Source organism: Kitasatospora sp. NPDC059577 (genome assembly GCF_042735475.1).
In the GTDB taxonomy this organism is placed as follows: domain Bacteria; phylum Actinomycetota; class Actinomycetes; order Streptomycetales; family Streptomycetaceae; genus Kitasatospora.
Map to the genome: position 1 here is coordinate 87,824 of NZ_JBHWBZ010000029.1, position 11,529 is coordinate 99,352.

The 11,529-nt window shown below is 73.9% G+C and carries 9 protein-coding genes; 3 read left to right on the forward strand and 6 right to left on the reverse strand.

Translation table 11 applies throughout. The features are described from left to right. Positions 1-54: 54 nt before the first annotated feature. The 5 genes from fxsA to pdxH all read right to left on the reverse strand — a co-directional run bounded on the left by fxsA (position 55) and on the right by pdxH (position 7,032). Complete coding sequence (fxsA, locus tag ACFV0O_RS22790) at positions 55-240, reverse strand: FxSxx-COOH cyclophane-containing RiPP peptide (protein ID WP_380344668.1); 186 nt, start codon at positions 238-240, stop codon at positions 55-57. 485 nt (positions 241-725) lie between these two features. Beyond that, positions 726-4,649 carry an FxSxx-COOH system tetratricopeptide repeat protein gene (gene fxsT, locus ACFV0O_RS22795; protein ID WP_380344671.1) on the reverse strand — a complete coding sequence of 1,308 codons (3,924 nt, stop codon included), beginning with the start codon at positions 4,647-4,649 and terminating at the stop codon, positions 726-728. Continuing rightward, positions 4,646-5,980: a TIR-like protein FxsC gene (locus ACFV0O_RS22800; RefSeq protein ID WP_380344673.1), complete on the reverse strand. Its 1,335-nt coding sequence runs from the start codon at positions 5,978-5,980 to the stop codon at positions 4,646-4,648. Before ACFV0O_RS22800 ends, fxsT begins: the two co-directional genes overlap by 4 nt. Positions 5,981-6,096: 116 nt before the next feature. Next, positions 6,097-6,300 (reverse strand): hypothetical protein, encoded by a 204-nt coding sequence (locus ACFV0O_RS22805; RefSeq protein ID WP_380344676.1) that lies wholly within the window; start codon positions 6,298-6,300, stop codon positions 6,097-6,099. 99 nt (positions 6,301-6,399) lie between these two features. After that, the gene (gene pdxH / locus ACFV0O_RS22810; protein WP_380344687.1) at positions 6,400-7,032 is read right to left on the reverse strand and encodes a pyridoxamine 5'-phosphate oxidase; all 633 of its coding nucleotides are present in this window, start codon (positions 7,030-7,032) and stop codon (positions 6,400-6,402) included. A 418-nt stretch (positions 7,033-7,450) separates the two neighbouring features. Between pdxH and ACFV0O_RS22815 the strand changes: the two genes are divergently transcribed. Both ACFV0O_RS22815 and serC read left to right on the forward strand, forming a co-directional pair. Continuing rightward, entirely contained in the window at positions 7,451-8,551 is a 1,101-nt protein-coding gene (locus ACFV0O_RS22815; protein WP_360257136.1) for a citrate synthase 2, read from the forward strand. A gap of 150 nt (positions 8,552-8,701) precedes the next feature. After that, a complete protein-coding gene (serC, locus tag ACFV0O_RS22820) occupies positions 8,702-9,820 on the forward strand; it encodes a phosphoserine transaminase (protein ID WP_360257139.1) in 1,119 nt (372 codons plus the stop codon). Positions 9,821-10,144: 324 nt separating this feature from the next. Here the strand turns inward: serC and thpR are convergent, their stop codons facing one another. Beyond that, positions 10,145-10,735 (reverse strand): RNA 2',3'-cyclic phosphodiesterase, encoded by a 591-nt coding sequence (gene thpR, locus ACFV0O_RS22825; protein WP_360257141.1) that lies wholly within the window; start codon positions 10,733-10,735, stop codon positions 10,145-10,147. Between the two features lie 183 nt (positions 10,736-10,918). On the opposite strand from thpR, the gene ACFV0O_RS22830 reads away from it, so the two are divergent. After that, positions 10,919-11,455 carry a GNAT family N-acetyltransferase gene (locus ACFV0O_RS22830; RefSeq protein WP_360257143.1) on the forward strand — a complete coding sequence of 179 codons (537 nt, stop codon included), beginning with the start codon at positions 10,919-10,921 and terminating at the stop codon, positions 11,453-11,455. The last annotated feature ends 74 nt before the right edge of the window (positions 11,456-11,529 follow it).

The window sequence follows — 11,529 nt, forward strand, 5'->3', positions numbered from 1 at the left end:
ATGGGTGTGGCGGGTTCGACTGGGCCTGGGATCCGTTCGGTGTTCGGGGCCGGGTCAGATCGACGAGTTGAAGGCCGCGACCGGCACGACGCCGGATCCCGTGCCTGGGAGGGCTCGGCGCAGCCGGGCGGCGAGTTCTTCCGCGCCCAGGGCGGCGAGTTCGGCGAGGTACGGGCGTTCCGGCGCCTCCTGAGTGTCAGTGAGGTTGCCGGCGGGCCTGGTGCTGGTTACCGGAGTCATATTCGTTTCCTTAGACGCGGTTAGGACCTGCCGAGTGCGGGTAGGCCACCCGGTTGCGACCAATGTAGTGCCAGCGCGGTCTCCGCGCGGCACCTTGCCTCCTCAAGTTGGGCTGCCCACCCGGTCGACGCCGTACCACGGCGCGCAGAGCCCCGATAATTCACCCGTTCAGCGGTCGCGCACTTCGCCATGGCGCACGCCGAAGCGCGTTGGCAGGGGCAGGTGTTCGAGCCTCTTCGAGCCCGCTCCCGAACGCGGGCGAGGCGGTGCGGTACCCGGCGACTCCGAACGGCCCAGTGCGCTCAGCCGCGCCGCCTGACCCGCCCGGTTCCACGGACGGGACGAGCCGACTCCTCGGCGAAGGACGGTACGGGAACCGCAACGCCGTCCACCGGGCGGTCGACCGCCTCGGACACACCGGGCCGTGGCCACCCGGCACGACGGGCGAACTCCGACCGGAGCACGGGCCGTTCACGGATCAGTGATCACACCGGCGGCGCCTCCACGAAGATGTCCACCCGCCCGGCAGCGCCGGACACACCGGCGTCACGGCCGGCCCGGCTCAGCGCCAGATTGCCGAACGCCCCCCGGGTGTCCGGGTGGTCCGGTCCCAGCGTCCGCGCCAGCACCGCCGCCGCCTGCTCGTCGAGCTCCCGGGCGCCGTCCGGATCACCCACCGCCAGCAGCGAGTTGGCGTGGTTCAGCAGCGCCGCCCCGACATACCGGTGCTGCTCTCCCAGGTGCGCCCGCAGCCCCTCCAGCACCCGCCCGGACAGTTCCACGGCCTCCTCCGTACGGCCGTCCCGCCGCAGCAGCACCGCGAGGTTCCCGGCGGCGAGCAGGGTGGTCGGGTACTCCTCTCCGAGGTGGCTGCGGTGGTACTCGACCACCGCCCGGGCCAGCTCGACCGCCCGCCCGGTCCGGCCCAGCGCCGCGAGGTCGGCGGCGAGGTTCCCGGCGGCGGCGGCGGTCTCCGGGTGGTCGGCCCCGTGCCGGGCCAGCAGCCTGCGGTACGCCTCCTCGTCGGCCGCCCGTGCCTCCTCGTACCGGCCGAGCCGCAGCAGGACGCCGCCGAGGTGGCGAAGGCCCCGGCAGGTGCTGTCGTGGTCCTCGCCGAGGCTCGCGCGGGAGCGCTCGACGACGTCCGCGAACACCGCCCGGGACTCCTCGTACCGGCCGGCCTCCCGCAGGGCGCGGGCCCGGTTGAGTTCGGAGCCGAGGGTGTTCAGGGCGTCGGCACCGAGCTCCGCCCGCTGGCGGGCCAGGGCGGTCGAGTGCCGTTCGACGGCGCTGCCGAGGTCGCCGGCCAGGAAGTCGGAGAGGGCCAGGTTGTTGAGGATCATCATGGTGCGGAGGTGGTTCGGTCCGAGGACGCGCTCGGCGGCTTCCAGCGTCTGCCGGTCGAGCGCCTGCGCCTCGGTGTAGCGGCCGAGTTGGCGCAGGTCACCACCGAGTCCGCCGGCTGCGGCGATGGTGTTCTCGTGGTCGGGGCCGAGCAGTTCGGTCAGTCGTTCCCACGCCTCCCGGTCGATCCGGTGCGCCTCCTGCGCGGCGCCCTGCAGCCGCAGCACGTTGCCGAGCTCGACCCGCATCAGCAGCGCCGCCGTTTCCTCGTCGGGCCAGTGCGCGAGCGCCTGCTCGGCCAGCTCACGCGCGGCGTCCAGCAGCCCGCGGTGGCGCTGGTAGCGGACCGTGTCGGTGATCCAGCGCCGCACCTGCGGATCGGTGCTCTCCACCGCCCCGGACGGCTCCAGGTGCGGCAGCAGCGCCGCGAACCCGGGCCAGTCCGCCGGCTTCTCCGGGGCTCCGGTGCCGACCGCCGCCAACGCCCCGTGCACGGCGGCCCGGACGGCCGGCCGGTCGGCCGCGGCCACCTGGTCGCGCAGCAGCGCCTGGACGATCCGGTGCACCCCGAGCGTCCCGCCCCCCTCGGCGTCGTAGCGGACCAGGCCGTACTGGTTGACGGTGCGCAGGATCTCCCCGATCGCCATCCGCTCGTCCTCGCCCTGCGGCGGCCTGATCGCCCGAACGGCCGGTTCGCAGTAGAACAGGTCGACGGGGATGGCGTCCGGCCCCAGGAAGCCGCACAGTTCCAGCAGTCGCATCGCCGGGGCGTTGATCCGGCGCAGGTCGGCGCCGGCGATCCGGGCCGTGGCGGCAGTGGCGGTGGAGAACTCGCCGGGAACCGGTCGGTCCAGCACCTCGGTGAGGGCCTCGCCCAGCATGCGCAGGTACGTGGCGGCCGGCATCGGTGTCTCCTGCAGCCACCGCGCGGCCTGGCCGACGGCGAGCGGGAGGTCGCCGAGCAGTTCGGCGATGCGGTCGGCGTCGGCCGGCCGCATCGCCGGGTTGAACTGCCGCATCAGCTGCACGCTCTCGGCCCGGTCGAAGACCGCGACCTCCGCGCGGCCGGGGTGCCGTGCCCAGCGCCGGTTGCGCGAGGTCACCAGCACGTGCCCGTCGGCCGTTCCCGCGGGCAGCCAGCGGGCCAGCCGGTCCGGGTCTTCGGCGTTGTCGTAGACCAGGAGCCAGGGCCGGCCCGGTTGGGCCCGGTCGAGGTGGCGCAGCAGGTCGGCGGCGGCCCGCTGGACGTCGTCGTCGACGGTCAGCCCGAGCTTGGTGGCGAGGTCGGCGAGCTGCTGCGGGACGCCGGCCGGTTCCTCGGCCCGGATCCAGCACACGACGTCGTACGCGGCCGCGAAGCGGTGGGCGTACTCGGCGGCGGTCTGCGACTTGCCCACTCCGCCCATGCCGTACAGCACCTGGACGGAGCGGGCCTGACCGGGAGCCGTGAAGCCGTCCCGCAGGCGATCGAGCAGTCGGCCGCGGCCGGTGAAGGCCGGGTCGCGCGGTGGCAGCGTGTGCACCGGCGGGCGGCCGTCGGGGTAGCGGGCGGGCGGCGGGGCGGGCTCATCCTCCGCCCCGACCCAGCGCCCGGCGCCGGGTGGCGGACCGATCAGCTCGAACAGTCGGGACTCCGCCTGCTCGGCGGGGCAGCCCGCGAGTCGGACCGCCGTCCCGACCGCGACCGGTCCGCTGTCGAACGGTTCCCCGTGGTCCCCGTCGAGCGGCTCCGCCGTCACCGACACCGCCAGCAGCGCGCCGTCCTCCCCCGCACGGAGCCGGCGCCACAACTCGCCCGCCCGGGGCAGCGCCAGGTACTCGGGCGACAGCAGTGCCAGCACCCGTCCGTCGCCCTCGGCGGGCCCGTCGGCCTCCGGGAGTGCGCCGGCGTCGTCCAGCGGCGTGGCCGCGCTGTGCAGGGAGGCCAGGTAGCCGAATCCGGCCATGGCGGCGGCTGCCCACTCCGCCCAGGGCCGGTCCCCGGGGGCGTAACTCACCTGCACCCGGCGGGACCTGGCCCGCCCGGGCCGCAGATAGGCGGCGTAGAGCCGACGGCGGACCCGGTCCGGGACGGGCGCGAGCTCCCGCACGCGCCCTTCGGTGAGCCAGTCCGCGAGCCGTTCGAAGGCGCCGAGCAGGCTGCGGTCCTGCCCGGGCCGGTCGACGACCGTCGCCGGCACCTCCTCGTAGGCGTAGAAGGGCTTGTAGGGCACCTCCACGTCCCGCCAGTACGCGTCCCGGCGTGCCGACCCGAGCCAGCGGTCCAGGTACGGCGCGAAGGCCTCGTGGGCGAGGTCGCGACCGGCGGCGAGCCCGGCTCGTTCCGTCTCCTCGACCCGCATCGGCACCGGGAGCACCCGGATCTCCCGGATGTCGGCCTCGGCGATGGCGCGGGCCGCGTCGACGCCGCCGCGGATGCTCTGGGCACCGAGGGTGAAGCAGTCGACGACGCTGTCGGGCATCAGTACGGTGCAGATGCCCGAGGTGTCGCTCACCCCGGTTCGACTGTCGATCAGCACGTAGTCGTACGAGCCGATCCACTGTTCCCGCAGCGTCGTCAGGAACTCCGCTCCCCGGACGTCCGCCCGGGTGTAGAAGCTCCGCCAGTTGAAACTGGTGACGGCCGCCGAGTAGGCCCCGTTCTGCCGCCCCGCCGGCATCAGGTCGAGTCGGCCGTCGGACGGCAGGTCGAGGGCGAGGCCGCACAGGTAGCCGTCGAGTCGGCCGGGCACGGTGAGCCACTCCCTCGGCCCGGCGGCGGGGGCGTCACCGGAGCGGGGCAGCGCCTGGTCGACGTAGGCGCGCAGCAGGTCGATCAGGCCCGGGGTGTCCCGCAGTTCGGGGTCGATCAGCAGCGGGTGGTAGTACCGGTGCAGGCCCGGGGCTTCGAGGTCCCAGTCGACCACCAGGACGCGCAGTCCCTGGCTGGCCAGGATCCAGCCGAGGTTGGCCAGGGCCATGGTCCGGCCGGTGCCGCCCTTGAAGGAGTAGAACGTGACGACCGAGCCGGTCGCCGGCGGGGCGGCGGTTCCGGCGTCTGCCAGTGCGGCCTGGTCGGCGGTCATCGCTGCGGGTCTCCTTCACGCGGGTGGTCGGAAGCGGTTCCGGGCGGCCGGCTCGGCCGGGGCGGCAGGTCCTCCGCTTCCGACGGCGGCCAGGCCGGGATGGTCAGTCCAGGTATGCCCGCCGCCTCCGTACCGAGCCCGAACGACGCGCGGGCGGCAACCGGATCGGTGACGTCCTCCTCGTCCAACAGGCGGTTCTGCGCCACGGTCACGGCTCTGAGGAGTTCACTCTCGAAGCGTTCCCGGGTGACGTGCACCCGAAAGAGCGGCTCGGGTCCCGAACGGTGCAACCAGTTGCGCGGGAACACCGCGCGCACCCCGCCCCACAGGTGCGCGCGGGCCGGCCCCTCGGGCGGGTCGTCGGTGCCGGCGGGCACCAGCACTCCGGTGACCGGGTGGTTCTGGCCGTCGTACTCGCGCAGTGCCTGCCGGTACGGCTCCCGCCCCGCCGTCCACGGGTCCACCAGCAGCAGGCTGACCTGGTTGTTCTCCCGGGCCTGGTCCAGGTCGGCGACGAGGCCGGGCCCGACCTCGTCCAGGGTCGTGATGTGGCCGGCCCCGGTGATCACCTGCTGGGCGCGCGCGACCAGCGAGGGCATCCTCGGCGGGTGGTAGGGCGCCCAGTCCCAGGGCTGCGGGCCGTACCAGCCACCGCGGTACGGCCCCTGCGGCGCGGGGGCACCCGGCCGCGCCCGGTCTGCCGCCACGAACAGCCGGACCAGGCCGGTCCGGGCCGGCGCCGGATCGGCGGCGGGCAGCGGGAAGCAGCCCTCCACCGCGCCGAGGTCCAGCGCTGTCAGCGCCGTGACCGGCCGCACCACGGCTTCGCGCACCCGCTCGGCGATGACCCGGACCACCCTCAGGTAGTCCGGCCCGTACGGCGCCGCGCGCAGCAGTGCGTGCAGCCCTCCGGCGGCGTAGTCCTCGCCCATGTCGTGCTGGACGTACTGGATCCGCCGCACTTCGGCGGGCAGCTCCTGCGACGGCGGCTCCCACAGCACCGGGATCAGCGCCGGAACCACCTCCCCGGTCAACTCCCGGTGCCGACCGACCCGTTCGTGGAAGGCCGTCCACTCCTTGCCGCAGTACGGGCTCTCGAAGTAGGCCGGGGAGTACAGCGCCACCATGCTGCGGCAGGAGGCGAGCATTCCGGAGAGCTGTCGCTCCCAGTCGTCGCCGACGCGCAGCCATTCGGTGTCGCGGTAGCCGAGTTCGGCGGCGCCGACCGTGGGCTCGATCCGGGCGAGTTCGTCCTTGAGGTCGTGGAAGAACTGATCGACGAAGGCACCGCCGGCGAGGTGGTCCCGCCGCGCGTAACTGAAGAAGAACAAGGGCTCCACGGCACCCCCCGGTCGGCCGACGTGGCTACCGTACCGGGGGTTGGGGAAAGCCGTGGCGGAGGCGGCGCATCCGGCCCGACGGCCGGTGACGACAAGGGTCCGACCGGTCAGATGGCGGACTGGAACCGCATCACCGACGCGGTGCCGGGGCCTTCGCCGACGAGGCCGACCCGGCGCATCAGCCGTCCGACGGCCTCGGGCGTGCAGCGGGCCAGGAGCTCGTCGAGCGAGGGTCCGGAGCGGTCGGGATCCGGCTCGGCGGACGGGAGTTCGACAGCGGCATCGGATCCGGTGATCGCGGCCTCACGCATCTGAAGTCCGAGCCCCTTCGGAGACGGGTGGATCGGGCCCCACCTACCTACCCGCGTGCGCCGGAGTCATCCGGCGTACGGCGCGCCGACCCCCGGCGATCACGGGCAGAGCCGCTCCACCCGCCACCCCGTCGGGCTCGTCGGGTCGGCGAGGTAGCGGAGCCGGTCGTGCAGGCGGTTCTCGCGCCCCTGCCAGAACTCGACGGTCTCCGGGATCACCCGGTACCCGCCCCAGAACGGCGGGACGGGCACGCCCTCGCCCTCCGGGTAGCGGCGTTCCAGTTCGGCGTAGCGCCGTTCGAGGACCTCGCGCCCGTCGACGGGGCTGGACTGCTCGCTGGCCCAGGCGCCCAGTTGGGAGCCGTGCGGGCGGGTGCGGAAGTAGGCGGCGGTCTCGTCCCGGCCGACCTTCTCCACCCGGCCCTGGACGATGATCTGGCGGGCGAGCGCGATCCACGGGAAGAGCAGTGCGGCGTGCGGGTTGGCGGCGAGTTCGGAGCCTTTGCGGGAGCCGTAGTTGGTGAAGAACACGAAGCCGCGCGCGTCGTAGCCCTTGAGCAGGACGGTGCGCGAGTTGGGCCGGCCGTCGGCGTCGGCGGTGGAGAGCACCATCGCGTTGGGTTCGGTCACTCCGGCGTCGTCCGCGTCGTGGAACCAGTGGGTGAACTGGCCGATCGGGTCGGGCGCGAGCTGTTCCTCGACCAGGCCCTCGTGGACGTAGTGCTCGCGCATCACGGTGGGGTCCGGGCCGGGGCGGGCCGCGCCGGACGGAGTCCGGGTGGCGGGGCTCGGGGGCGTCGACTGGGCGCGTTCCGGGGTCTGCACGCCAACATCATCCCGTACGACAAGCGGCCGGCACCGCTACCTCCGGACAAACCGCGGTGGGAGATAAGGTGACTCGCCACCGCTTGGCCGACCGTCGTACGGGGAATTGTCCGGAACCGGGTGCCTGGTTCCGTGTTTTCTCCCGGGCACGACCGACCCTCGACGGAAAAGTCAAGCGGGCACGGGGCGAACATCACCACGGTGGTGTATGGCGCAATGCACCCCGTGCCTGTCACTCTGGCACCCAGTGCCAACCACGATTCGGTCACTGGCGCGCCGCCCCACCACGGCGGAGCGCCGATCACAGAACTGAAGGAGCCGTCGCATGTCCGATTTCGTACCCGGGCTTGAGGGAGTCGTCGCGTTCGAGAGCGAGATCGCCGAGCCCGACCGTGAAGGCGGCGCCCTGCGGTACCGCGGTGTCGACATCGACGACCTGGTCGGCAACGTCTCCTTCGGCCACGTCTGGGGCCTGCTGGTCGACGGCAAGTTCAACCCCGGGCTGCCGGCCGCCGAGCCGTTCCCGATCCCGGTGCACTCCGGTGACATCCGGGTCGACGTGCAGTCCGCCCTCGCCATGCTCGCCCCGGTCTGGGGCCTCAAGCCGCTGCTGGACATCTCCGCCGAGCAGGCGCGCGACGACCTCGCCCGCGCCGCCGTGATGGCCCTGTCCTACGTCGCCCAGTCCGCCCGCGGCCAGGGCCTGCCGATGGTCCCGCAGAGCGAGATCGACAAGGCCGAGACGGTCGTCGAGCGGTTCATGATCCGCTGGCGGGGCGAGCCGGACCCGAAGCACGTCAAGGCCGTCGACGCCTACTGGACCTCGGCCGCCGAGCACGGCATGAACGCCTCCACGTTCACCGCCCGGGTCATCGCGTCCACCGGCGCGGACGTGGCGGCCGCCCTGTCCGGTGCGGTCGGCGCGATGTCCGGCCCGCTGCACGGCGGCGCGCCCTCCCGCGTGCTCGGCATGATCGAGGAGATCGAGCGCACCGGCGACGCCACCGCGTGGGTCAAGAACGCCCTGGACAAGGGCGAGCGCCTGATGGGCTTCGGCCACCGCGTCTACCGCGCCGAGGACCCGCGCGCCCGCGTGCTGCGCCGCACGGCCAAGGAGCTCGGCGCGCCGCGCTTCGAGGTCGCCGAGGCGCTGGAGAAGGCCGCGCTGGAGGAGCTGCACAACCGCCGCCCCGACCGCGTGCTGGCCACCAACGTCGAGTTCTGGGCCGCGATCATGCTGGACTTCGCCGAGGTTCCGGCCCACATGTTCACGTCGATGTTCACCTGCGCCCGCACCGCCGGCTGGTCGGCGCACATCCTGGAGCAGAAGCGCACGGGCCGGCTCGTGCGCCCCTCCGCGCGCTACATCGGCCCCGGCCCGCGCCGCCCCGAGGCGATCGAGGGCTGGGACGCCATCGGCCACTGACCGCACCGGACGTACGTCCGAACAGTGCCTCTGAGCAGCGGGTCCGGTCTCGACCGGGCCCGCTGTCGGCGTCTCCGAGCAGCCAAGATCACAGTCTCAGCGGGCGGACGACCGTACCCCCGCCCGGTGCCCGGCCGGTAGGCTGCGCGCGTGGCTCAGATCCGGATCCCCGCTGACATCAAGCCCGCAGACGGCCGTTTCGGCTGCGGACCGTCCAAGGTGCGCCCCGAGGCCCTGAGTGCCCTCGCCGCCACCCAGACCTCCCTGCTCGGCACCTCCCACCGCCAGGCCCCGGTCAAGAACCTGGTCAAGCGCGTGCGCGAGGGCGTGAGCAGCCTCTTCTCGCTCCCCGAGGACTACCAGGTGGTGCTCGGCAACGGCGGCTCCACCGCCTTCTGGGACATCGCCGCCTTCGGCCTGGTCCGGGAGAAGTCCCAGCACCTGGACTTCGGCGAGTTCTCCTCGAAGTTCGGCTCCTCGGTCAAGGCCGCGCCGTGGCTCGGCGAGCCGAGCGTGATCAAGTCCGCCCCGGGCACCCACCCGCTGCCGGTCGCCGAGGCCGGCGTGGACGTCTACGGACTCACCCACAACGAGACCTCGACCGGCGTCGCGATGCCGATCAGGCGCCCGGTGGGCGCGGACGAGGGCTCGCTGGTCCTGGTGGACGCCACCTCGGGCGCCGGCGGCCTGCCGGTGGACATCACCGAGACGGACGTCTACTACTTCGCCCCGCAGAAGTCCTTCGCCTCCGAGGGCGGCCTGTGGCTGGCCACCTTCTCCCCGGCCGCCCTGGAGCGCGCCGCCGAGATCGCCGCCTCCGGCCGCTACGTTCCGCCGTTCTTCTCGCTGCCGACGGCCATCGACAACTCGTCGAAGGACCAGACGTACAACACCCCGTCGATCTCCACGCTCTTCCTGCTGGCCGACCAGCTGGAGTGGCTGAACGGCAACGGCGGGCTGGACTGGGCCGTCGCCCGGACGGCCGACTCCTCGTCCCGGCTGTACGGCTGGGCCGAGAAGTCCTCCTTCGCCACCCCGTTCGTGGCGAACCCGGCCGAGCGCTCCCAGGTGGTCGGCACCATCGACTTCGACGAGTCGGTGGACGCCGCCGCGGTCGCCAAGGCACTGCGTGCCAACGGCATCGTGGACACCGAGCCGTACCGCAAGCTGGGCCGCAACCAGCTGCGCATCGCGATGTTCCCGGCGATCGACCCGGCGGACGTCGAGGCGCTCACCCACTGCATCGACTACGTGGTCGAGCAGCTCTGAGCACCCGCTGAGGCATGCGTGAGGGCCACCACCCACCCGGGGTGGTGGCCCTCACGGCCGTTCGGGGCGGGGTCGGGCCCGGACCGGGCAGGGGCCGCCGTCGGCCACCGGCCCGTCGGCCGACCCCGGTATGCGGCCCCGGAAACCGCGCCCGGCAGGCATGCCCGCCGGCCGGCCTCAGCGACCGGCGAGTGAGCTGAACAGCACGACGATCAGCAGCAGCACCAGCGTGCCGGAGACGATGCGCATACGAGTCTTGGGATCCACGGTCAACGAGAGTACCTCCGCCGTCCGCCCCGCCGGACGGCGAGGGCGCCCGGGGGCTCAGTCCCGGTCGGCCAGCGCCCAGGATCCCAGTGACTCGTAGTGCGCGAAGCCGCCGTCCAGGTCGCTCTTCATCAGGTGCAGCTCGGCGGCCTCCCACTCCGGCCCCCGGTAGTCCGCCAGCGCCGCCGCCAGGCCGTCCAGCTCGGCCGCCGCGACCCGTTGGACGGCGCGCCGGTGGCCGCGGGTGGAGCCGGCCCGGGCGAGGGTGAGGTGCGGGTGGAAGGCGAAGGTGTCGGCCGGTTCCCCGACCACCTCGGCGGTGGCCCCGGCGACGGCCTCGGCCAGCCTGCGCAGCTCCCGGGTCCGCCCCTCGACGCCGGCCCACAGCACCCGGTCGCCGAACCGCCCGGCGCCCGCGATGCGCAGCCGGTGCGCCGGGTGCACCCCGGCGACGGCGGCCAGGGCCTCCTCCAGCTCGGGCAGCCGCTCGGCGGGGACCGCACCGAGGAAGGCCAGGGTGAGGTGCCAGCCGGCGACGGTGGTCCAGCGCAGCCGGTCCGCCCCGGGCAGCCCGCGCACCGGCGCGACCGCGTCGGACAGCCCCTGCAACGCCTCGGCCGGCGGGAGCACCGCCACGAAGAGCCTCATGGGCCCATCCTCCCGCGCGGAGCGCCCGGTGCGGACCCCGGCGGCCCGGAGGGGCTCCTACGGCTCCTGCGACCCCTGCCGCCGCTCCGCCCCCTACGGCCCCGGCGACCGCTCCGCCCCTGCGGGGGCGGTCCCCGGCAGGGCCGTCTTCCCACCCGCGCGGCATTGGGCTAGAACGGGTCCGTGATCGATTCCAGCAGCTTGAAGATCCGCACCGGAGGCCCCGAGGACGTCCCGGACATCCTCGCCCTGCTCGACGGCGCCGTGGCCTGGCTGGCCGGCCGGGACCGCACCGGCCAGTGGGGCGACCAGCCGTTCAGCACCACGCCCGAGCGGGTCGAGCACGTCGAGCGGTACGGCCGCGAGCCGTTCCTGATCCGCCTCGCCGTGGACGGCGGGGGCCGTACGGTCGGCTCCTGCGTGCTGTCCGAGGAGTGCGGCTCGTACGTCCCGGCCGTGGACGAGCGCGAGCTGTTCGTCCGCAACCTGGTCACGGACCGCACCCGCAAGGGCTCGGGCATCGGCGCCGCGCTGATCGCCGACGCGGTCGAGGAGGCCCGGCGGCGCGGCATCGGCCTGCTGCGGGTCGACTGCTACGGCGGCGCCGACCGCAAGCTCGTCGCCCAGTACCGGGCGCTCGGCTTCACCGAGACCGAGGGCTTCGAGGTCGAGCAGCCGGGCGGCGTCTGGCCCGGCCAGGTCCTCGCCATCCGGCTCTGACGTCGAACCCCCCCCGGGGGGGCCGGGGGGGGGGGGCGCCCCGCCCCACGCGGGGGGCCCCGGGGGCATGGGCG